The organism is Micromonospora sp. bgisy143 (genome assembly GCF_057708145.1).
Map to the genome: position 1 here is coordinate 340,362 of NZ_JBYIRN010000002.1, position 21,617 is coordinate 361,978.

At 72.4% G+C, this 21,617-nt stretch carries 20 protein-coding genes; 12 read left to right on the forward strand and 8 right to left on the reverse strand.

Annotated features, from left to right (window positions below):
• Window positions 1–96: 96 nt before the first annotated feature.
• From AC3EN4_RS04505 to AC3EN4_RS04515, 3 genes are read left to right on the forward strand one after another with little or no spacing between them, the layout of a single operon-like run.
• Window positions 97–1,254, forward strand: a complete 1,158-nt coding sequence (locus tag AC3EN4_RS04505; protein WP_435204641.1) for a sensor histidine kinase — start codon at window positions 97–99, stop codon at window positions 1,252–1,254.
• Window positions 1,251–1,919 carry a response regulator gene (locus tag AC3EN4_RS04510; RefSeq protein WP_435204642.1) on the forward strand — a complete coding sequence of 223 codons (669 nt, stop codon included), beginning with the start codon at window positions 1,251–1,253 and terminating at the stop codon, window positions 1,917–1,919. Before AC3EN4_RS04505 ends, AC3EN4_RS04510 begins: the two co-directional genes overlap by 4 nt.
• A gap of 29 nt (window positions 1,920–1,948) precedes the next feature.
• Window positions 1,949–2,488, forward strand: coding sequence for a DUF1697 domain-containing protein (locus AC3EN4_RS04515; RefSeq protein WP_435204643.1), 540 nt, complete (start codon window positions 1,949–1,951; stop codon window positions 2,486–2,488).
• A gap of 32 nt (window positions 2,489–2,520) precedes the next feature.
• On the opposite strand, the gene AC3EN4_RS04520 is transcribed toward AC3EN4_RS04515, so the two are convergent.
• Both AC3EN4_RS04520 and AC3EN4_RS04525 read right to left on the reverse strand, forming a co-directional pair.
• On the reverse strand, window positions 2,521–3,498 hold the full coding sequence (locus AC3EN4_RS04520) for an MBL fold metallo-hydrolase (protein ID WP_435204644.1): 978 nt from the start codon (window positions 3,496–3,498) through the stop codon (window positions 2,521–2,523).
• A gap of 154 nt (window positions 3,499–3,652) precedes the next feature.
• Window positions 3,653–4,531 (reverse strand): serine hydrolase, encoded by an 879-nt coding sequence (locus AC3EN4_RS04525; protein WP_435204858.1) that lies wholly within the window; start codon window positions 4,529–4,531, stop codon window positions 3,653–3,655.
• A 57-nt stretch (window positions 4,532–4,588) separates the two neighbouring features.
• On the opposite strand from AC3EN4_RS04525, the gene AC3EN4_RS04530 reads away from it, so the two are divergent.
• Both AC3EN4_RS04530 and AC3EN4_RS04535 read left to right on the forward strand, forming a co-directional pair.
• The gene (locus AC3EN4_RS04530; protein WP_435204645.1) at window positions 4,589–5,557 is read left to right on the forward strand and encodes a LysR family transcriptional regulator; all 969 of its coding nucleotides are present in this window, start codon (window positions 4,589–4,591) and stop codon (window positions 5,555–5,557) included.
• Window positions 5,558–5,654: 97 nt separating this feature from the next.
• Window positions 5,655–6,506 carry an aldo/keto reductase gene (locus AC3EN4_RS04535; protein WP_435204646.1) on the forward strand — a complete coding sequence of 284 codons (852 nt, stop codon included), beginning with the start codon at window positions 5,655–5,657 and terminating at the stop codon, window positions 6,504–6,506.
• A 60-nt stretch (window positions 6,507–6,566) separates the two neighbouring features.
• On the opposite strand, the gene AC3EN4_RS04540 is transcribed toward AC3EN4_RS04535, so the two are convergent.
• Window positions 6,567–7,409: a helix-turn-helix transcriptional regulator gene (locus AC3EN4_RS04540; protein ID WP_435204647.1), complete on the reverse strand. Its 843-nt coding sequence runs from the start codon at window positions 7,407–7,409 to the stop codon at window positions 6,567–6,569.
• A 103-nt stretch (window positions 7,410–7,512) separates the two neighbouring features.
• Between AC3EN4_RS04540 and AC3EN4_RS04545 the strand changes: the two genes are divergently transcribed.
• Window positions 7,513–8,265, forward strand: coding sequence for an SDR family oxidoreductase (locus tag AC3EN4_RS04545; protein ID WP_435204648.1), 753 nt, complete (start codon window positions 7,513–7,515; stop codon window positions 8,263–8,265).
• 83 nt (window positions 8,266–8,348) lie between these two features.
• A complete protein-coding gene (locus tag AC3EN4_RS04550) occupies window positions 8,349–9,335 on the forward strand; it encodes an aldo/keto reductase (RefSeq protein ID WP_435204649.1) in 987 nt (328 codons plus the stop codon).
• 24 nt (window positions 9,336–9,359) lie between these two features.
• Here AC3EN4_RS04550 and AC3EN4_RS04555 read toward each other — a convergent pair whose 3' ends face one another.
• Window positions 9,360–9,875 carry a GNAT family N-acetyltransferase gene (locus tag AC3EN4_RS04555; RefSeq protein ID WP_435204650.1) on the reverse strand — a complete coding sequence of 172 codons (516 nt, stop codon included), beginning with the start codon at window positions 9,873–9,875 and terminating at the stop codon, window positions 9,360–9,362.
• 174 nt (window positions 9,876–10,049) lie between these two features.
• Between AC3EN4_RS04555 and AC3EN4_RS04560 the strand changes: the two genes are divergently transcribed.
• Window positions 10,050–11,063, forward strand: a complete 1,014-nt coding sequence (locus AC3EN4_RS04560; RefSeq protein ID WP_435204651.1) for an ATP-binding cassette domain-containing protein — start codon at window positions 10,050–10,052, stop codon at window positions 11,061–11,063.
• A complete protein-coding gene (locus tag AC3EN4_RS04565; RefSeq protein ID WP_435204653.1) occupies window positions 11,060–11,923 on the forward strand; it encodes an ABC transporter permease in 864 nt (287 codons plus the stop codon). Before AC3EN4_RS04560 ends, AC3EN4_RS04565 begins: the two co-directional genes overlap by 4 nt.
• A 266-nt stretch (window positions 11,924–12,189) precedes the next feature.
• Here AC3EN4_RS04565 and AC3EN4_RS04570 read toward each other — a convergent pair whose 3' ends face one another.
• A complete protein-coding gene (locus AC3EN4_RS04570) occupies window positions 12,190–15,561 on the reverse strand; it encodes an ATP-binding protein (protein ID WP_435204654.1) in 3,372 nt (1,123 codons plus the stop codon).
• Between the two features lie 206 nt (window positions 15,562–15,767).
• On the opposite strand from AC3EN4_RS04570, the gene AC3EN4_RS04575 reads away from it, so the two are divergent.
• On the forward strand, window positions 15,768–16,220 hold the full coding sequence (locus AC3EN4_RS04575) for a helix-turn-helix domain-containing protein (protein WP_435204655.1): 453 nt from the start codon (window positions 15,768–15,770) through the stop codon (window positions 16,218–16,220).
• Window positions 16,213–16,581 (forward strand): DUF4180 domain-containing protein, encoded by a 369-nt coding sequence (locus tag AC3EN4_RS04580; protein WP_435204656.1) that lies wholly within the window; start codon window positions 16,213–16,215, stop codon window positions 16,579–16,581. The genes AC3EN4_RS04575 and AC3EN4_RS04580 overlap by 8 nt, the downstream gene beginning before the upstream one ends.
• Here the strand turns inward: AC3EN4_RS04580 and AC3EN4_RS04585 are convergent.
• Window positions 16,571–17,209 (reverse strand): 8-oxoguanine DNA glycosylase OGG fold protein, encoded by a 639-nt coding sequence (locus AC3EN4_RS04585; RefSeq protein WP_435204657.1) that lies wholly within the window; start codon window positions 17,207–17,209, stop codon window positions 16,571–16,573. The two genes, AC3EN4_RS04580 and AC3EN4_RS04585, sit on opposite strands and share 11 nt — an antisense overlap.
• 173 nt (window positions 17,210–17,382) lie before the next feature.
• The gene (locus AC3EN4_RS04590) at window positions 17,383–18,306 is read right to left on the reverse strand and encodes an S-4TM family putative pore-forming effector (protein WP_435204658.1); all 924 of its coding nucleotides are present in this window, start codon (window positions 18,304–18,306) and stop codon (window positions 17,383–17,385) included.
• Between the two features lie 250 nt (window positions 18,307–18,556).
• Between AC3EN4_RS04590 and AC3EN4_RS04595 the strand changes: the two genes are divergently transcribed.
• Window positions 18,557–21,187 carry a hypothetical protein gene (locus AC3EN4_RS04595; RefSeq protein ID WP_435204659.1) on the forward strand — a complete coding sequence of 877 codons (2,631 nt, stop codon included), beginning with the start codon at window positions 18,557–18,559 and terminating at the stop codon, window positions 21,185–21,187.
• 14 nt (window positions 21,188–21,201) lie between these two features.
• Here AC3EN4_RS04595 and AC3EN4_RS04600 read toward each other — a convergent pair whose 3' ends face one another.
• Window positions 21,202–21,585, reverse strand: a complete 384-nt coding sequence (locus tag AC3EN4_RS04600) for a peptidase inhibitor family I36 protein (protein ID WP_435204660.1) — start codon at window positions 21,583–21,585, stop codon at window positions 21,202–21,204.
• Window positions 21,586–21,617: the final 32 nt, after the last annotated feature.

Consider the following 21,617-nt stretch of genomic DNA (forward strand, 5'->3'; position numbering starts at 1 on the left):
CGGAGCCGGGGCCCGTCCGGCGGCCGGATGTCGTACCCGAGGATGACGGCCCACGGGTGGACGCGCCCGCCGCGGTCGGCCGATAGCGTTCGCAGGGTGATCGCGCACCTGGTGTCCCGGCGACTGCGACCGAGGGACCTGTACGTCCTGGATGCCGTCCTGGCCCTGGCGGTCGGCGGGTTGCTCTGCCCGTACGCGGCGCTCGAGTCGCCGCTGCACGGCGGCGTACGCGAACCGCTCTGGGTGTCCGTGCTGGTGGGGATGGCCCTCGGGCTGCCGTTGGCCGTCCGTCGACGCTGGCCGATCACCGTCGCCTCCGTGATCAGCGCGGTCGCCACCGTCGCCTTGATCACCGGCGTGATTCCCAACTTCGCCGCTGCCGCGCCGGCCCTCGCCATCGGCCTGTCCTTCTACACGGTGGCCGTGTCGGCGACCACACGCCGGTCGATGCTCGCCGCCGGTTGTTGCCTCGCCCTGGTCAGCGTCGCGCTGGTGCTGACCGCCGGCGACCTCTGGTCGCGCACCGGGGCGGTCGCCTACGCCCTCGTCATGGTCGCGCCGGCCTGGCTGATCGGCTGGCTGGTCCGGGAGCGGCGTGCCCTGGCCGCCCGGCAGAGCGATCACCTGGTCCGCCAGGCGGCCACCGAGGAGCGCCTGCGGGTGGCCCGGGAGCTGCACGACGTGGTGGCCCACACGCTCAGCCTCATCGTGGTGAAGGCCGCTGTCGCCAACCACGTCGCCGAGGCCGACCCCCGGGAGGCGGGCGCCGCCCTGCGGGTCATCGAGGAGACCGGCCGTGGCGCGTTGACCGACGTACGTCGGGTTCTCGGCGTCCTGCGCGAGGGCGCCCCGTACGGCCCGACGCCGGGGTTGGACGAGCTGCCGGTGCTCGCCGAGCAGGCGGCCATCGGCGGTGTCGACGTGCGGCTCGACGTGCGACGGGAGGAGCCGGTCGCCGGGGTGCCGGAGTCGGTGGGCCTCGCCGTCTACCGGATCGTGCAGGAGGCGGTGACGAACGTGGTGAAGCACGCCGCCCCGGCCGCCTGTCGAGCGACGGTGACCGTCCTGGCGAACGAGGTGCGGGTGGAGGTCACCGACGACGGCCGGCGACCGGTGTCGACAAACGGCCACGGGCACGGACTGATCGGCATGCGGGAGCGGGTGGCGCTGCACGGCGGCGAGTTCCGGGCCGGTCCACGCCCCGACGGTGGCTTCGCGGTGGCGGCCCGTCTCCCCTACCGGGAGGCGGCGTGATCCGCGTGCTGATCGCCGACGACCAGGCGCTGCTGCGCGGCAGCTTCCGGTTGCTGGTGGACCTCAGCGGGGACTGCACGACCGTGGCCGAGGCGGGCAACGGCGTCGAGGCCGTCACGTTGACCGGCCAGCACCGGCCGGACGTCGTGCTGATGGACGTCCGGATGCCGGAGATGGACGGCATCGAGGCGACCCGACGGATCTGCGCCGACCCGGCCACGGCCGGCACCCGGGTCATCATCCTGACCACGTTCGACCTGGACGAGTACGTCTACGGGGCGCTGCGCGCCGGGGCCAGCGGCTTCCTGCTCAAGGACACCCCGCCGGCCGACCTGTTGACCGGCATCAGGGTGGTCGCCGCCGGTGAGGGGCTGCTCGCGCCGACGGTGACCCGCCGGTTGATCGACGAGTTCGCCCGACGACCGGAGCCGAGTCGGCCGCTGCCCCGACAACTCGACGGGGTGACCGAGCGGGAACGCGAGGTGCTCACGCTGATCGGCCGGGGCCTGTCGAACGCGGAACTGGCCGGCCACCTCAACCTCAGCCCCGCCACGGTCAAGACCCACGTCGGGCGGCTGTTGACGAAGCTGGCGGTGCGCGACCGGGCGCAACTCGTCATCGTCGCGTACGAGACGGGCCTGGTCGGGCCGGGCGGCCTACGCTGAGCCGGTCCGCCGTATACCCAGGAGGAGCCATGACCCGGTACGTCGCCCTGCTGCGCGGGCTCAATGTCGGCAGCACCCGCCTCGCGATGGCCGACCTGCGCCGGATCGTCACCGACCTCGGCCACGACGACGTCACGACGTACCTGCAGAGCGGCAACGTGGCCTTCGGCAGCTCCGTGCGGGACGCGGAGAAACTCGCCGCCGGCATCGAGCGGGCGCTCACCGACGAGCTGGGGCTCACCGTGCCGGTGCTCGTGCGCAGCGGCCGGGAGTTGGCGGCGGTGGCGGGCGGGAACCCGTACGCCGAGATCGACGACGACCCGAAACGGTTGCTGGTGGCCTTCCTCGCGACCGCCCCGAAGAAGTCGGCGGTCGACGCGCTCACCGTGCCCGGTGGCGAGAACGTGGCGTTCACGGTGACCGGCCGCGAGGTCTTCCTGCACTTCCCCGACGGCGGCTACGGGCGGACGAAGTTCACCAACGCGTACCTGGAGAAGCAGCTCGGCGTGGTGGGCACCACCCGCAACTGGAAGTCGGTGCGCGCCCTGGCGGAGCTGGCCGCCGGCTGACCGGGCGGACGCGGACGCCCGCCCGGGACCGGTCAGAAGTGGTACGCGGTCTCGTACTCGGGGACCAGCACCCGGCTGCGCGGCGAGATCCGACGTACCGCCGTGATCATGTCGTCGAGCCGCTCACGGTCGGCGGGCGCGACGACCGGCGGGTTGCGCAACTCGGTCTCGAAGTTGTCCCAGTGCACCGGCACGACGACCTTCGGATAGTCCAGCCCGGCCAGCAGTCGGGGCAGGTAGTCGCCGGTGGTGGTGGCGTTCTGCATGGCCACCATCGCCACGTCGGGCGCGAGGCCGGTGAGATTGCGCTCGGCGACGTCGCTGGCACCGGTGAAGTAGACCGACGGGCCGCGCTCGACGCGCAGCAGGTAGCCGAGCGTGTCGCCCTCGGGCAGGTCCGCGATGGTCGCCGGCCGCGCCGGCTGGCTGACCCGCACCCCGGGAAAGGCCACCGAGTACGACGGGTTGCGGCTGTGCAGCGAGCCGACCACCTCGATCGTGTGGTCGCCGAAGTCCAGCACCTCGCCGCCCTTCACGGCGCTGAGCTGCGTCGACGGCACCCCGTACGCGAGCCCCAGGTGGTACGCGGTGAGCGTGCCGAAGACCCGCGCGCCGGTGCGTCCGGCGATGTACGGCACGTCCATGAAGTGGTCCCAGTGCGTGTGCGTGACCAGCACCGTGGTGGCCTTCTCGACGCGCGGGTCGATGACGTCGGTCCGCACGGTCAACCGGGTGGCCGTGTTGAACGGGCCCGTGAACAGGCCGGTGTCGATCCGGCTGAGGAACGGGTCGACCAGGATGGTCCGGTCGGCGATGTCGATGCGCCAGCCGGCCGTACCCCACCAGCGGAAGCTGACCGCCCCCTTCCCACGGGTGGACGGTGCGGGTGCGGCGGCCGGGGGCGCGGCCTGGGCCGGGGTGGTCGAGGTGGCGGCGAGTCCACCGGCGGAGACCAGTGCGGTGGTGGCTGCGGCGTCGCGCAGGAAGCGACGGCGGTCGAGGTTGGGCATGTGGATCTGCTCCCCGTGTTCGGGTGATCGGTCGGCGACGAGCCAACCAGCGCCAGCACCGTCAGGTCCAAGATCGAACGCCCTCACCGTCGATACGTCACCGCATATCGAGCCTGCTCAGCGCGGGTGACTCACCGCTGGACACCCCGGAAAATCAGTCGCCGCGCAGCGCCTCCACGGCGATGCGGGCGGCCCGTCCGACGGCCAGGTCCACGTCGATCCGGCGCGGGGCGAGGTCGTCCGCGCGGGCGAAGACGGCGATCCCGTACCGGCCGCCGTCGGGGTACTCGGCAACTCCGGCCTCCAGGTGCAGTCCGGGCAGGCTGCCGGTCTTGCCGGACACCCGCACGGCGGGCGGGAAACCGGCGGCCAGGCGGGTCCAGAAGAGCTGCCGGGCCATCCAGGCGCGGACCATCGCGCACGCCGACGCAGACCCGGCCTCGTCCCGCCAGATCAGGGTGAGCAGCCGGGTGATGTCCCGCGCCGTACTGGACGTGGTGCGCTGCGGGTCGAAGACCCGCATGGCCCGGACCTCGTCCGCCGGCAGGGTCGGGAAGATCCGGGCGAACTCCGCCTCGGTACGCGCCCCCACGTCGGCGAGCATCATCTCGACCAGCTCCCGTGGGCCGCCGAGCACGCGGGTACGGGTGAGGCCCAGCTCGGCGGCGAGCATCGGCAGCAGATCCGGGCCGACCCGGCGCAGCAGCAGGTCGGCGGCGGTGTTGTCGCTGACCGACATGGCGAAGTACGCGAGGTCCCGTAACGACACCTCGGCGTCGTCGGCGCAGCCGGCCAGGCCCCACCCGCCGAGCCGGTCGTCGGCGGCGACCAGGACGCGTTCGGTCGGGTCGAGTTGACCCGCGTCGACCTGCCGGGCGAACTCCAGCACCAGCAGGATCTTGAAGATCGACGCGATCACCACCTGCTCGTCGGCCCGCAGCCCGACCTCCCGACCCGCCGCGTCCAGATCGACGACGTGCAGGCTGCCGGTCACCCCGGCGTCCGCGAAGATGGCCTCGATCCGCTCCCCCATGTCCACGCCGGCACGGTATCCAGTGGCGGTGCGCGGCCGCTGGCGTAGGGTCCGGCCGTGGACCTGCTCCGACATCTGCGGCACTTCGTGGTGGTCGCCCACGAGCTGCACTTCGGACGGGCGGCCGACCGGCTCGGCATGGCCCAGCCGCCGTTGAGCCAGTCGATCCAACGGCTGGAACGGGAGCTGGCCGTCGAGCTGTTCGACCGTTCCCGCCGTCAGGTGCGGCTCACCACCGCCGGCGGTCTGCTGCTCGCCGAGGCCGAGGAACTGCTCGCCGGGGAGGGCCGGCTGCGCAACCTCATGGTCCAGGTCCGCGCGGGTGAGCTGGGCGTCCTGCGCGCCGGTGTGCCGCCGGAGACCCCGGCGGTGACGCTGCGGGCGCTGCTGGACCAGCTCACCTCCCGAGCGCCTGGCCTGGACGTGGAGCTGCACGAGCTGACCACCGCCGAGCAGGTGCGGATGCTCGGCGAGCGGAGCCTGGACGTGGGGCTCGTACACCATCCGATCGACGCGGACGGGCTGCGCTTCGGCGCCCCCGTCGACGTACCGCTGGGGGTGTTGCTGCCGCGCGCCTCGCCACTGGCGCGCGGCCGGGAGGTGCCGCTCGCCGCGCTCGCCGACCTGGACCTGGTGGCCGCGCCCCGGGCCACCGCGCCGGGCTGGCACGACCACCTGCTCGCGGTCTGTCGGCGGCACGGGTGGCGGCCGGCGCGGGTGCGTCCGGCGCGCAATCCGGAGTTCCTGTTCGGGTTGGTGTTGGCCGGCGGCGGGGTCGCGGTGGAACCCGCGACCCTGGCCCGCCGGGAGCCCCGGATCGCCTGGCGACCGATCGCCGACGCGTCGCTGACCAAGCGCACCTCGGCGGCCTGGCCGCAACGGTCGGCGCACCCGGCGGCGGCGATGGTCGGGCAGCTCGCCGCCGAGGTGCTGGCCGCCGCCGAGCCGGCGCCGCCCGCGCCACGGATGTCGTCCTCGCTGCCGGCGGCACGGCCCTGGCCGGTGTTGTTCGACACGACCGGGTGAACCGGATCGCCGTTGCGCTCGTCACCCCGCTTTGGGCGGTGAATCGTCCAACCGCCCGGGTATGGATAACGGGTAACGAAGACGCGAAGGAGCCGCAGTGGCACTCACGATTCCTGACATCAGCCTGAACGACGGCACCACCATTCCGCAGCTCGGCTTCGGGGTGTTCCAGATCGAGCCGAAGGACACCGCGGCGGCGGTGTCCACGGCGCTCGAGGTGGGCTACCGGCACATCGACACCGCCGAGATGTACGGCAACGAGGCCGAGGTCGGCGAGGCCGTCCGCATGTCCGGCCTCGACCGCGGCTCGGTGTACATCACCAGCAAGCTGAACAACGGCTTCCACCGCCCGGACGACGCCCGCAAGGCGTTCGACTCGACGCTGTCCGCGTTGAAGATGGACTACATCGACCTGTTCCTGATCCACTGGCCGCTGCCGACCCTGTACGACGGCGACTACGTCTCGACCTGGAAGGTGCTCGAGGAGTTCCAGCGCGACGGCCGCGCCCGCTCCATCGGCGTGTCGAACTTCCAGGTGCCGCACCTGCAGCGGCTGGCCGACGAGGCGAGCGTGGTGCCGGCGGTCAACCAGATCGAGGCGCACCCGTACTTCACCAACGACGAGGTTCGCGCCTACGGCCGCGAGCACAACATCCTCACCGAGGCGTGGTCGCCGATCGCGCAGGGCAAGGTGCTGGACGACCCGACGGTTGTCGACATCGCCGAGCAGGTGGGCCGCACGCCGGCGCAGGTGGTGCTGCGGTGGCACGTACAGCGCGGCGACATCATCTTCCCGAAGTCGACCACGCCGAAGCGGATCGAGGAGAACACCGGGATCTTCGACTTCGAGCTGGACGACGCGGCGATGGAGCGGATCACCGGACTGGACAAGGGCGAGGCCGGGCGGCAGGGCCCGAACCCGGACACCTTCGCCTACGTACCTCGCTGACCTGCGGGTATTGCTGCCCCGGAGTGGTGACTCCGGGGCAGCGCGCTGTTCGTGGTCGGGTCAGCTGTCGACCCGCTCGGCGAGTCGGCGGAACACCGCCTGGGTCGGCGAGTCGGGCGTGGCGACGTAGACGATCAAGCGTTGCTCGGTCTCCGGCACCAGCAGCACGCGGCACTCGAACTCCAACGGCCCCAAGTCGGGATGAGCCACCCGCTTCACGACGGGACGGCGCTCCCCGACCTCGTGCTCGGCCCACAGCTGGGCGAAGCGCGGCGAGGCGCCGAGCAGTTCGGTGACCAACTCGCGGATCGCCGGATCGGCCGGGTAGCGGCCGTAGGCGGCGCGCAGGTCCGCGACCGTGGTGTGCACGAACCGGCGTGCGTCGGCGTCGGACCAGTGCGCGTCGGACATCGGCTGCCGGAAGGTCCAGCGGATCATGTTGCGCTCCGCGTGCGGCACGGCCGCGAGATCCCCCACGAAGTGCGTGGCCAGCCGGTTCCAGGCCAGCACGTGGTACGCGGCGTCGACGAGGTACGCCGGGGTCTCGGTCATCGCGTCGAGCAGGTGCCGCAGCCCGGGCGGCACCTCCCGGCTCGGGCCGACCGCCGACGGCGGGTTCTCCCCGGCGACCCGGAACAGGTACTCCCGCTCGTCCCGGTTCAGCAGCAGCGCCCGGGCCAACGCGGCGAGCACCTGCCGGGACGGGTGCGGCCCCCGGCCCTGCTCCAACCGGATGTAGTAGTCGATCGACATGCCGGCGAGCTGGGCGACCTCCTGCCGACGCAGCCCGGGCGTCCGCCGCCGTACCCCGTCGGGGAGGCCGACCTCGGCGGGCCGCAGGCGGGCGCGGCGAGCGCGCAGGAACGCCGCCAGTTCGTCACGTCGCAGGCCGCTGCTCGTCATGCCTCCCAGCATGCCGCCTACCGGGTCGGCCAGGGTGGTACCGCCGGTCCCAGCCTCGCGGCGGCTCTCCCCGCCGGCCGTCGGCGGGCGCAGGCTCGTCGGCATGACGAACATGACCGCCCTGATCACCGGGGCCAACAAGGGAATCGGCCTCGCCACCGCCCGACAGCTCGGCGCCCTCGGCATGACCGTGCTGCTCGGCGCGCGGGACGCCGAGCGGGGTCACGCCGCGGAACGGGAGCTGCGCGACGGCGGCGCCGACGCTCGGTTCGTGCCGCTGGACGTCACCGACGCCGCGTCGGTGGCCGCCGCCGCGAAACTCGTGGAGGACGGGTACGGCCGGCTGGACGTGCTGGTCAACAACGCCGGCATCGTGCTCGCCGACGGCACCCGAGGGCTGCCCAGCGAGACGACCGTGGCGACGATGCGCAGGCTGTACGAGACGAACGTCTTCGGCCCGGTGGCGGTCACCAACGCGCTGCTGCCGCTGCTACGGCGGGCGCCGGCCGCGCGGATCGTGAACGTCTCCAGCGAGGTCGGCTCGATCGCCGTGATGACCGACCCGGACGGCGCGCTGTTCGCGCTGACCTCCGTGCCGTACCCGTCGTCGAAGGCGGCGCTGAACATGCTCACCGCCATGTACGCCAAGGAGCTGCGGGACACCCCGATCAAGGTGAACGCCGCGAACCCCGGCTACTGCGCCACCGACTTCAACGGCAACAGCGGCTTCCGTACGCCCGAGCAGGGCGCCGAGGTGAGCGTGCACCTGGCGACGCTGCCGGCCGACGGGCCGAGCGGGCTGCTCTGGGGCTTCCAGATGGACGCCGGTGGCGGGTACGGCGTGCTCCCCTGGTGAGACGAGCGCTTGACCTGGAGTGCGCTCCAGGTACGAGGGTGGTCCTCGGGTGTCCGTCGGCAGGGCACCCGGAAGGAGATCCCATGCGGTACCGCACGATCGGCACCGATCCGGCGACCCGGCGCGAGGTCAGCGTGCTCAGCCTCGGGGCCATGCTGTTCGGCAGCGCCACCGACGAGGCCACCTCGTACGCGATCCTCGACCGGTACGTCGAGGCGGGCGGCACCTTCATCGACACCTCGGACAACTACGCGTTCTGGGTCGACGGCTCGCAGGGCGGCCAGAGTGAGGAGTTGCTCGGACGGTGGCGGCGCAGCCGAGGCATCGGCACCGAGATCGTCATCGCCACCAAGCTGGGCGCCCGCCCACTGGCCCCCGGCACCAGCTACCTGGACAACGCCGAGGGCCTGTCGGCGAAGGTGATCCGCGAGTCGGCGGAGCGCAGTCGTGACCGGCTCGGCGTGGAACGGCTGGACCTGCTCTACGCGCACATCGAGGACCGGACGGTGCCGCTCGCGGAGACCGTCACGGGCTTCGCCGAACTGGTCGCCGAGGGGACGGTGGGCCTGCTGGGGGCGAGCAACCACCGCGCGTGGCGGGTGGAACGGGCCCGCTCGCTCGCCGCGGCCGCCGGCCTGCCGGGGTACGAGGTGCTCCAGTACCACCGCAGCTACCTGCCCAGCCGCACCGACCTGGTCAGCGAGCTGGACCCGGACGGCGAGCCGGGCGGTGTCGGCGGCGACCTGCTCAGCTACCTGCGCGCCGAGCCGGAACTGACCCTGGTGGCGTACTCGCCACTGCTCAAGGGGGCGTTCACCCGGGCGGACAAGCCGCTCAGCGCCGCGTACGACCTGCCGAGCGCGCCCCGGCGGCTGGCCGCCCTGCGCGAGGTGGCCGGGCAGACCGGCGCGACGGTGAACCAGGTGGTGCTCGCCTGGTTGCTGGGCGGCGACCTGCCGTCGATTCCGCTGGTGGGCGCCTCCTCGGTGGCCCAGCTCGAGGAGAGCCTGGCCGCAGTGGAACTGGAGTTGACCGCCGAGCAGCGACACCGCCTCGACACCACCTGGTGAGCCGCGCCGGCCGCCTCGCCGACCTCAGCCGTCGGCCGGCGGGGCGGTCAGGTCGAGCTGCCAGTCGTTGACCCGCATCAGCTGCCCGGGCGGATATTCGAAGTTCGTCTCGCCCAGCAGGGTGAAGCCCGCCTTGCGGCAGACCGCGTTCGAGGCGGGGTTGTCGACGGACGGGTACGCGTGCGCGTGGCGCCGGTCCCGTCGTGCGCGAGCCACGTCGAGAGCGGCGCGCACCGCGACGGTGGCCAGCCCCTGCCCCCGGTACGCGGGCAGCACCGCCCAGCCCAGCTCGTACACCGGTTGGTCGCGCCACTCACGGGCCCAGTAGCCGACGCTGCCGGCGCGCGTGCCGTCCGGCAGCACCACGGTGAACATGCCGCCCTGCCCGCCCTCGGCGAAGTGCACGTACCGGTCGTGTCGGGCGAGCACCTGCTCGTCGGTCTCCGGGCCGCCGGTGTGTTGGCGCGTGTCCGGTGAGTTGAGCTGCCGCAGCAGATCGAGATCATCCTCGTGCCACGGCTCGATGCGTACCTGCGTCATTCCGTCCCCTTCGTCGACCCCAGTCAAGCCGAACCCACCGACATTCCGTCCCGGAACGACGCCCGCTAGTTCCGATCTAGCGGGCGGCGCTCGTCACCTCGCGCCTGTAGGACGGCGGGGTCGTTGGTCACACCGACCACGACGTCGCCGGCCATCGGACGAGAGGTATGAATGATGAACAGACGCGCCACCGGCCTGGCCATCGAGGCCGAAGGGCTCACCCGCGCCTTCGGGGAGACCCGGGCGCTGGCCGGCATGGATCTGCGGGTACCCGCCGGCACCGTCTACGGCCTGCTCGGGCCGAACGGGGCGGGCAAGACCACGGCGGTCCGGGTGCTGGCGACCCTGCTGCGCCCCGACGGCGGCACCGCGCGGGTCTTCGGGCACGACGTGGTCGCCGAGGCCGACAAGGTCCGCAGCCGGGTCAGCCTCACCGGCCAGTACGCCTCGGTCGACGAGGACCTGACCGGCACGGAGAATCTGGTGCTGCTGGCCCGCCTGCTGGGCCTGCGCAAGCCGGCGGCCCGCGAACGCGCGGCGGCGCTGCTGGCCGCGTTCGGGCTGACCGAGGCGAGCGACCGCCAGGTGAAGAAGTACTCGGGCGGGATGCGGCGACGCATCGACATCGCCGCGAGCATCCTGAACACTCCCGACCTGCTCTTCCTCGACGAGCCGACGACGGGCCTCGACCCGCGCAGCCGTAACCAGGTGTGGGAGATCGTCCGCGCGGTGGTGTCCCACGGCACGACCGTGCTGCTCACCACGCAGTACCTCGACGAGGCCGACCAGCTCGCCGGGCGGATCGCGGTCGTCGACCACGGCCGGGTGATCGCGGAGGGCACCCCGGGCGAGCTGAAGTCGTCGGTCGGCTCCGGCACGGTCCACCTGCGACTGCGCGACCCCGGCCAGCGGCCCCAGGCCGAACAGGTGCTCCGGGCGGCGCTGAACGTGCCGGTGCAGCTCGCCGCCGATCCGGTGGCCTTGACCGCCCGGGTCGGCGAGGCCGGCACCGACCTGGACGCCAGCGCGCAGGCGGCACGCGCGCTCGGCGACCTGGCCCGCGCCGGCATCGTCGTCGACGACTTCTCGCTCGGCCAGCCCAGCCTGGACGAGGTCTTCCTGGCCCTCACCGACCACCCGGCCGTACCAGCCGACGAGCGTGACGATGAGTTGGAGGCAGCCCGATGAGCGACACCACCACGACCGCCGGTACCACCGGACGGGCGCCGTCGGTGTACGTGCCGTCCGCGGACGCGCTGGCGACCGTCCTCGCGCCGGGCGCCCGACCGGACCGGCCGAGCGCGCTGGGCGCGTCGCTCACCTTCGGCTGGCGGGCCCTGCTGAAGATCAAGCACGTGCCGGAGCAGCTCTTCGACGTGACCGCGTTCCCGATCATCATGGTGCTGATGTTCACGTACCTGTTCGGTGGCGCCCTCGCGGACAGCCCGCGTGACTACCTGCAGTTCTTCCTGCCCGGCATCATGGTGACGAGCGTCGTCATGATCACCATGTACACCGGTATCGGCCTCAACACCGACATCGAGAAGGGCATCTTCGACCGCTTCCGCACGCTGCCCGTCTGGCGGCCCGCCGCGCTGGTCGGCATGATCTTCGGCGACGTGCTGCGCTACATCCTCGCCGCCCTGGTCATCCTCGGGGTCGGGCTGGCGCTCGGCTTCCGGCCCGCCGGCGGGGTCGCCGGGGTGGCCGCCGGAATCGGGCTGCTGGTGGTCTTCTCGTTCGCGTTCTCCTGGGTGTGGACGTTCTTCGGACTGATCCTTCGCAGCGAGAAGTCGGTGATGGGGGTCAGCATGATGGTGCTGTTCCCGTTGACCTTCCTCAGCAACGTCTTCGTCGAGCCGAGCACCATGCCCGGCTGGCTCCAGGCGTTCGTGAAGGTCAACCCGGTGACGCAGCTGGTGGCCGCGGTACGCGCCGTCATGTCCGGTGACTCGAACCCGTCCGCCACGATGTGGCTCCTGGTGTGGAGCGCCGGCTTCGTCGTCATCTTCGGCACCCTGACCATGCACCGCTACAACCGCCGCTAGCCCCCGCTCCCCGCTCCCGCCCCACCCCACCCCGCCCCGTCGATCATGAAGTTGTGGTGGGCGACAAAGGACCCCGTAATTAACCAAACAGGGCACCACAACTCCATGATCGACACGACCCCGCAGCGACCACCCGGCGATCTTGCACTTTCTGTGGCGACATAAGCCACGAGAGCACCCGAGTCGACAACCGAAACTGCAAGATCGCGAGGATGGGAGCGGGGCGCGGGTGGGGGTGGGGGCGTGGGAGGGCGTGGGGGCGGGGGTTAGAGGTGCCAGGGTGGGCGGGATTGGGGGAGGTAGCGGCAGGTGGTGCCGGTGGAGACCGAATCGCGCAGGTGGTTGGCGAGCGCGGGATGGCGGTCGTCGAGCTTGCGTAACGTGTCGCGGATCCGCGCGGTGACCGTCTTGCGGGCGCGTTCGGCCTCGTCGCCCAGCCGTCGACTGCGGCCGGCCAGCCCCGCCGCGGCGCGCAACTCACCGAGCAGCGCGTCCCGCTCGGCGTCCAGCGCGCTCACCTTCGCCGTGTCGCCGTGTGCGGCAGCCCGGTCGATCTCGTCGTCGAGGCGGGTCAGGTGCCGTCGGTAGCGGGCCTTCGCCTCGTCGTCGAGGACCGGATCGCCGCCCATCCGGCGGGCGGCCACCAGCACCGGCCCGGCGGCCGGATCGAGGAGTTCCACCGCCGGGATGTCGCTGCCGGGGCGGCTCAACAGCAGGTGCAGATCCTGCAGGCCCTTGGCGTCCGGCAGGTGCGCCACCACACCCGCATACGCGAGTTGCCAGACCGGCCCGTCGCGTCGAAACGCGTACCCCTCGATCGTCGGGTCGGTCGGCGTCACCTGCCGCCGGCCCACGGCCTGGCCTCCCCCGACCACCTGACCTGCCCCCACGACCTCGCTCGGACCGGCGGCCTGGCCCGGACCGGCGTCTCCGACCCGGCCGGAGGAGTGGCCCGGCTCGACGTAGCCGGGGCCGGCGGCATGGTCTGGCCCGCCGTCGCCCGGCTCGACATGGGTTGGTCTCGGGTCGGCGAGCCGCAGGAGCACCTGCCGCATGCCGAGGGCGGTGGCTTCCCGGACGGTGGTGGCGCGCAACTCCGCCACCGTCGCGGCGTCGCCCGGTTGGTCGCGGCCGGCGAGGGCGTTCACCAGCCCGGCCCGGGCGATGAGCGACCAGGGTCGGGAGCCCATCCGGTCGGCGGCGGCACGGGCCGCGGTGAACCCGGCGATCGCGTCGTCCCACCGCTCCTGCGCGGCGTCGACCACGGCGAGCCAGTGGTCGATGGGCCCGCTGATGTCGCAGCCGAACAGCCCCACCGCCCACTGTCCCCGGTACGGGACGAGCGCGGTCCGCGCGTCGTCGCAGCGCCGCGGATCACGGGACGCGGCGGCGGCTTGGGCGCGCAGGCGTAGCCACAGCGGCGAGACCGGACGCGGATAGCCGATGCCGGCGGCCTGGATGCCGGCGGTCAGCCGCACCGCCTGCTCGTCGTCGCCACGCTCGGCCGCCGTGATGGCCGACAGCAGCTCCCGGTACGGGTAGTCGGCCGGTGCCCACTCGCGCAGCAGCGCGTCGATCTCGTCGAAGCGCCCCTGCAATAGCAGCCGGGCCCAGCGCAGGTGGTGACCCATGAAGGCGAATTCGGCGTGCCCCGGGTCGGAGAGGTCGACGATGGCCCGGAACCGCTCGTCCGCCTCGGCGAAGTCGCCCCGGAACGCCGCGATGATCCCGCCGTCGACGGCCGCCGCCATTCGGGGACGCGCCAACTCCCCCTGCTGACCCACGGTCACGAAGGTGGTGAACTCCGCCATGAAGTGCGGGTCGCCCAGCTCCAGCAACGCCACCCAGCGCAGCGACGTGGCCCACAGCTCGGTCTCCCGATCGCCCGAGCGGCGGGCCACGTCCCGGATCTCGGCGGTGAGCGCGGCGCGCGCCGCAGCGGTGCCCAGACCCCAGGTGGTGTCGTGGCGGGCCCACAGGCTGAAGGTGAGCGCCTCGTCGTCGCGACCCCGACGGGCGATCGTCTCCGTCGCGGTGATCAGATCCGCCACCAGGGTGCCCGCCGACGCGGTGGGGGCGGGCTCGCCGATCAACCGCTGGTACGCCTCCCGGACCAGGTCCGTCGTGTCGACCGCGTGGGTGGTGTCCACCTGACGGGAGCGGTGCACGGTGAGCGCGACGCGGGCCAGCGGCACCGGGTCGTCGAGCGTACGGGCGAGCGTCGCGGCTTCGGCCAGCAGGCGTACGGCGTCGGCTCGGCCGGCATGGTGGTACTGCACCTCGCCGAAGTCCACCAGCAGCCGAATCCGCTGCGCGGGGTCCTCGACGATCTCCAACGCGCGGCGGAAGTGCACCCCCGCCTCGTCGGCGGCGAGCCGGGCGAACGCGTCTCGCCCGGCGGCCGTCAGCAACTCGACGGCGCGGGCCCGGTCCAGCGCCGCGCCGGCCAGGTAGGCGTGGCGGGCCAGGTCGGCCGGGATCAGCCGGTCGGTGAGCGCCGTCGGCGGGTCCACCGCCCGGACCACCGCGGCGTGCCGGGCCTGCCGGTCCTCGGTGCTGAGCCCGTCGTACAGCGTCTCGCGAACCAGGTCGTGCGCGAAGGTGAACCGTCCGCCACCCCGGGCGACCACGAGCCGGGCGGTCACCGCGTCGTCAAGCAGCCGGTCGACGCGTGCCACCGGTATCGCCGCGCTGGCCGCCAGGACCTGCCGGTGGAACTCGCGACCCAGCACGGCGGCGACGGTCAGCGCCTCGACCACCGCGGCGGGCAACTGGGCGAGCCGCCGCCGCACCGCTTCCCGTACGCCCGGCGGGATGGCGCCGGTGGTGCCGTCGGCGTGCCACAGCCGCGCGGTCTCCTCGACGAAGAACGGGTTGCCGCCGGTGCGGCGGTGGACCTCGTCCGCCAGGTCGGGAGCGGGTTCCCGACCGGCGGTACGCGCCATCAACGCGGCCACCTCGTCGCGGGCCAGACCGCTCAGGGTGATCGTGGTGGCCTTGGCGGCCAGGGGCAGCAGCAGCGGGCGCAACGGGTGGTCGGCGGCCTCGACCTCCGCGTCGCGGTACGTGCCGATCAGTAACAGGCGCTCGAACCAGGTGTGCTGGGCGGCGAACCCGAGCAGTCGCAGCGAGGCCGGGTCGGCCCAGTGCAGGTCGTCGAGGACGATCACCACCGGCCGGTGCGCGGAGACGGCGACCAGCGCGGCGGTCACGGCGTCGTACAGGGCGAACGCCTCCTGGTCGGCGACGTCCTGGCCGTCGCGGGCCGACCAGGCGGCGCTGAGGCCGGGTACGTCACCGGTGCCGGTCTCGCCGAGCAGGGCCGCGAGGGCGGGTTCGGCGTCCGGGCGGGCGAGCGCCCAGTCGTCGGCGGAGCGGCGCAGGGCCCGCAGCACCTGCACCCACGGCCAGTAGCCGGGGGCGCTGTCGGAGTCCCAGCAGGCCGCGCCGAGCACGAGCGCCCCGCGTCGGCGGGCTTCCCGCGCCACCGAGGTGACGAGGGTGGTTTTACCGATGCCCGGCTCGCCGGTGACCAGGACGAGACCACCGTGGCTGGTGGCAGCCCGGTCCAGCTCGGCGCGCAGCAGGCCTGCGGGGTGATCCCGCCCGATGATGGCGTCGCCGCCCCGCGCGTCCATGGTTTCCAGACGGTACTGGACCCATCCGACAGGCGGGGGATCCTCGCGCTGCTCTCCGCGCCGCAGCTCACGCCTTCTGACGTCACCGGGTGCGCCGCCGGAGGAGTGTGTCGCAGCCCCTTTGGAGCTGATGTCGTCAACGATTCAGGTTCGGTAACCTTCCCCATCACTCCCTAACATTCCCTGTTCGGCTAGGATAGGGAGCGATGAAGGATGACATGTATTCGGTCGAGCAGGTAGCCGAGCGGCTCGGGCTCCATGTGCGCACCGTGCGCGGCTACATCCGGTCCGGCCGGCTGAAGGCGGTACGGATCGGCAAGCAGTACCGGATCGCCGCCAGGGACCTCAACGCCCTCACCGGGCAGACCCCGGCCGCCGCGACCACCACCGCAGCGGCCGAGGTGTCGAGCATCGTGCAGGTCGACGGCGTCGACCGGGCCGCCGCCGACCGGCTCGGCACGCTCGTGCTCGCCAGCGCCAACACCGGCCACGACCCCGCCAACCCGCTGCGGGTGCAGACCGTGCACGACGACCAGCGACGCCGGCTGAAGATCATCATCATCGGCGATCCCGCCGGCACCGCCGAACTGCTGCACCTGCTCGACGCCGTCCTCACCGCCGACAACGGCCTGTTCAACCGGGAGGTCACCGATGCCTGACGAGCTGCAGCAACGCGCCGGGGTCCACGTGCTGGTCTGCGACCCCGCCGGCCCGCCGATCGCCACCGAGCAGGACGCGCTGGACCTGATCGGCGCGGCCTTCCTCGGCGCACAGGTGGTCGCCGTACCCGCCAACCGACTCGACGCCCGCTTCTTCTCGCTCGGCACCCGCTTCGCGGGCGAGGTGATGCAGAAGTTCGTCAACTACCGGCTGCGGCTCGCCGTGGTGGGCGACATCTCGACGCAGCTCGCGGGAAGTTCGGCGCTGCGCGCTCTCGTACACGAGTCGAACCGGGGCGAGCACATCTGGTTCGTACCTGACCTCGACGCCCTCGACGCCCGCCTCGGCGCTACGTCCTAGCCGCCTCGGTGTCGTGCACGACCGCCAACTGCACCGCGTCCGGCTCGACGCCCCTGCGCTGCGCCTGCTCGGTGGCCCAGCGCAGATAGGCCAGCCACTCGTCGGGCGACCAACCGTTGCGCCGGGTCACCCCGGCCTGGGCGGGGAGGCGACCGGCCACCACGTGATCGAGGATCAGCGGCTGCACACCGCCCAGCCCACGCCGGTAGCCGACGAAGTAGAGGACCTTCGTGAACAGTCCCGGTCCCAGCCACGGCAGACGAGCGTGGTTGGGATCGCGGAAACGGCGGTACGCGGTGCCCAGCGCCGCCTCGTCGGGCGCTGATGCGGACACCGCCTCAAGCGCGTACGCCAGGCGTTTGCCATCGGGGTCGGCGTCGAGCGACCTGGCAGCGCGCCACGGCCCGTACCCGATGGGTCCGTAACCCCAGACCAGCACAGCGGTCAGCAGTTGGCGAGGGCTCGCGGAGCCAGTGCGGTACGCATCGGCCACCGCGAAGACGTCTTGTCGCCAGATCTCGCCGCTCGCCGGCAGACTGTCCGGCCAGGCGTCCGGCGGTACCCCCGCCCGCCACCGGTCTAGCTGCACGATGATCGGGGCCTGCTCCCCCGGTAACGGACTCGGCATGGCTACCTCCCTCAGGTCGGGCGCTTGAAGACCTGCGCCGTTCGGACGCTACGGTCGGGCACTCGCGCACGCCGTCCGCTGACGCCATATCGCGGTATCGCGCGCCTATCTGCCGCGCGCGCATCTTGGGAACGCATGGGAGGCGAGTACCGCCGTACCGTGGCCCCGACTGCTCAGTCGGTGCGGGCAGCCGGCGGACGGGCGCCCAGCAGTTCGGCGAGGCTCACCATCGCGGCCTGGAAGTCGACCCGGTCGGCGGCGTGGAACCGTCGGAAGAACCAGTCGGGTACGCGTGCCTGCCCCCGCCGACTCTGGAAGATCAGATCCTGGGTCTGCCGGGCGAGGGTGAGCAGCCGGGACTCGGTGTCGGGATCCTCGCCCTGCACGGCGGCGACTATCTGCCTCTGCAGAATCGCGAGCGCGCGGTGCCGCTCGGCGGCGACGTCGCGTTGACCCCGGTAGATCTCCACGCCCAGCAGGAGGACGCCGAGGGACGGGACGAACCACTGGGTGAGCAGGTCGGCGACGGTCAGCTCGGCGGACACCGCGAAAACGACGCCGACGGCGGCCCAGAGCGCCACTCCGGCGAGCACGGTGTACGCGTACCGTCGGCGGACCCGCGCGCCCCACCCCAGGTTCTGGTGCTGGCAGGCGAGCACGTCGTACGGGCGGGGCAGGTGCGGCACCTCGTAGTAGTCCCGGAGATAGCGCTCGTCGCCCCGGTAGGCGCGGTCCAGCCGGCTCACCTCTTCCGGGCCGAGCGGCTCACCCGCCGCGACCGTGTTCCAGGGCAGGTCGAAGAGGCGTACGTCGAACATCTCCTGAAGGGTGGCGGCCCGGCGGATCTGGCCGGTCGACCAGGTACCGAGCCCGATCGCGTTGACGACGGCCCAGAGGGCGCCTGCGGCGGTGATGCCGACCGCCGACACGCCGGTGACCGCGACGACGGCACCGCCGACTCCGATCGCGACGGAGAGTGCCATTCGCAGGTTGTCGAGCCGTTGCGCGCGCCGGTGGCAGACCGACATGGCGTGCAGCAGCGCCATCATGTCGGGACGGCGCTGCCGCTGGAGCAGGGGTTCCATGCGTTCAGTCACCGGCACCTCCCTTTCCGTGACGATCCTATATCCACCTTTCTTGATGTCACGGAATGCGCTGCCGCACACGCGCAAAGTAATGCTTTATTACCTTTAAGTAGATGCGGGACCGGCTGCGAATTAATACCGCGTTCGCCCGAAAATTGCGGTAGCTTGAGGCTCGCGCCCACCCGCGCATCCCTCACTCGGACGTGCCACCCCTGCTCGTCCGCGTCCACTTTCACCACTCGTGGAAGGTCCAACGGCGGACATGGGCGACGGCCTCGGCGACGAGTTCGAAGAGTACATATTGGATGCGACGGTCTCGGTCGCGCTGCTGGACTGGGCGACCGGGCGTGACGCCACGGTCCGTGCGCCGAGCAACGGCATCCGACTGCGCGGGCGCAGCGGGGCGCAGCTGATCCCGGTGATCGTGCAGCGCAGCGACGGCCAGGACCCCGAACTGCTGTACGTGAAGCTCCTGTCGGCCCGTCAGGCGCGCGAGGAGACCGCCCGGCACGCGCGGGCGTTCCGGCTCGACGCGGAGTTCGCCGAGCGCCACCTGGTCCCCCAGCCGTACCCGCCGCACCCGGTCGGCGACGGCCGGTACCTGATGTTCCAGGCCATCGCGCGCGGCGCCGAGAAGGTCGTACCGCTCGCCGAGGTGGACGACGAGTACTCCAAGGATGCCTACCGCGCCCTGCTCGACGGGGTGTGGCGGTGGCACCGCCCGGCACGGCGGATCACCCCGACCACCGTCAGCCGGTTCGTCCGCCGCGAGCTGGTCGACGCCGAGGCCGAGGTGTACGCAGCCGTCATGGCGCTCGGTCTCGGCGATCTCGCCGCCGAGTGGCTGTACGACTCGGCGAGCGGTGTGGTGGTGCCCAACCCGCTCCGTTTCGTCGCCGCCGGATCTCTCTTCGGTGACGGGCAGCTCGACCAGCTCTGCGGGGCATCGCACGGCGACCTGCACGGGCGCAACGTCCTCTACCCCTGCTCGCTCGCCGGCCACGTGCAGGTCAAGAAGTTCTGCCTCGTCGACATGGACCGCTTCGCGGTCGACGCGCCGCTCACCCGTGACCTGTGCAGCCTGCTCCTCGATCTGGCCCTGACCGACGTGGCCGAGAGTCCCCGCACCGTCCAGGCCGACGCCCTGCGCGCCCTGCTGATCGATCCGGCCGGTCGCGCCTCGCAGCGGCTACCCGCCCTGACCGCCAAGGTGATCAGGGCGAGCTGCGCGGTCGGGTCAGCCCTCGCCAAGGAGAACGGCTGGGCGTCGATCTGGCGGGCACAGTACCTACTCAGCCTGCTGAGCCAGGCGCTGATCTGCTGCACCTACGACGACGCTGGCACCGAGGGGCGCGCCTGGTACCTCCGACTGGCCGCACACGCGGCACGCGCCTACCACCGGGAGTTCCGCCGTGGGCTCGTACCGCCCGCGTCGGCCGGCCTGCCGACCCTGCCGTTGTCCGGTGCCCTGGCGTGGCCGTCGTCCAGCAACGACCAGTCGGCCCGGTTCGACGCGGTGGGGCCGCTGCCAAGCCAGCAGAACCGCGGCGTGACGCTGGACCGCATTCCTGCCGACCAGGCCCGACCTCCCGCCGACCCGGAAGCGCCGGCGTGGCCCTGGGGGACGATCCCGATCCAGCAGCGGCCGACACCCGGCGGCTGGCACGGGAAGTCCCGGCCCTCGCCGGCCGCCGGCACCGACGAGGGCACGTCGCACCGCCACCCCGGTGTCCCCGCCGCGTTGGGAGGCACGCCGGCGAGCAACCGGACGACCCCGAAGCCGGACGGCGGCCGACCCGGCTCCGCAACGACCGGCAACGCCCCGACCGGCAACCGGTCGGGCGCACCGACGGGGAACGCCCCCAGCGCGTCCCGCGCCGGTGGGTCGGGCCGGCCGGTCCTGCGTGACGGAGAACGGCGCGTCAACCGGCCGGCACCTCGGCACGTCGTCGCCGCGCGGACGAACGCGATCCCGCGACCCCGCTGCCCAGTGGGCGAGGGGCCTTCGGTGGTGCCGCCGGGTCCGAGCCGGATCAGCCGACTGCCGCCCAAACTGCGGCGAGCCGTCCTGGCCATCCTGCTCGGCGGGGTGTCGCTGACCCCGTTGGTCGCGGTCGGCAGCTCCGCGATCCGGGGACGCGGGGAGACCGGGGTCGCCCCGACGACGGAGTCCCCACCCGGTGCCCGGTCGTCGGCGGGCAGCACCCCGGCGTACACCGGGGGTGGACGGCGTCTCGCGGACCTCGCGCTGGCGGTGGCCGGGCTGACCGCGACGGTCGCGGACGGGTCGTACACCGTCGCCTGTCTGCGGACCTGGTCACCCGCGGACCTCGCGCCCGGGGTCGATCGGGACAGCTACCGGGACGAACAGCTGTGGTGGACCCCCGCCCTCTCCGGCCGTCGGACCGTCACCGTGGTGAAGGGCGGCCATCCCTCCGGCAAGCCCATGTCGGCCCCCTACGGTCGGGGCGACCTTTCCGAGATTCCGCCGGTGCCCTCGGCCGACCCGGTGGAGCTGCGTCGGCAACTCGCCGACCAGTTGGGCGAACTGCCGCCGGAGCTACGCACCGCCGCCGGGATGCTCACGGTGGTCAGCCGCATCTTCCGCTACCACCTGCTGAGCCCGGCTCAGGTCTCGGCGCTGCTGTCCGAGCTGGCCGCGACGCCCGACATCCAGGACCGGGGCGTGTACCCGGACTGGGACGACCGACCCGGCCTGGCCTTCAGCGCCGACGACAGCCTGGGCCGCCGGGAGACGGTGCAGTTCGACCCGCACACCGGCGAGTTGCTGAGCCACGAGACGACGACGGTGGCCGGCAACCAAATCGTCGAGTACGTGCTCATCCGCAGCAAGGCGCGGACCGATCGGACCGCCGGGCCGGGCTGCGCCTGACCGCTCGGCGGACCTCAACAGCGACGCTGCACGTAGTTCGGCCAGTTCCGGTAGGGCGCCGCGTCGCTACGGACCCGGTTGGCCGCACCGATGTCGAAGAGCCGGGTGTCGTAGTAGTAGAACGACACCGAGCCGCTGCCGAGGTTGTAGTGCGCCGACTCGACCCGGAACTGCCACTGCCAGGTGGCGAGGCTCTGCCGGCCGCAGTCGGAGAGCCGACCCCGGGGGTAGCCGTAGTTCGGCCACTCGTAGAAGCAGTACCAACCCGAGGGGCAGTCGGCCGCGACGAACGTGCCGATCGGCCGTCGCAGGCTGACGACGAACATCCCGCCGTCGTAGCTGATCTCGTTGTCGCTGATCGCCTTTCCGCCCGGATGCGCGGCCAGATACGCCGCCATTTCCGGACCGACAACCGCCGCGGCGCGAGCGG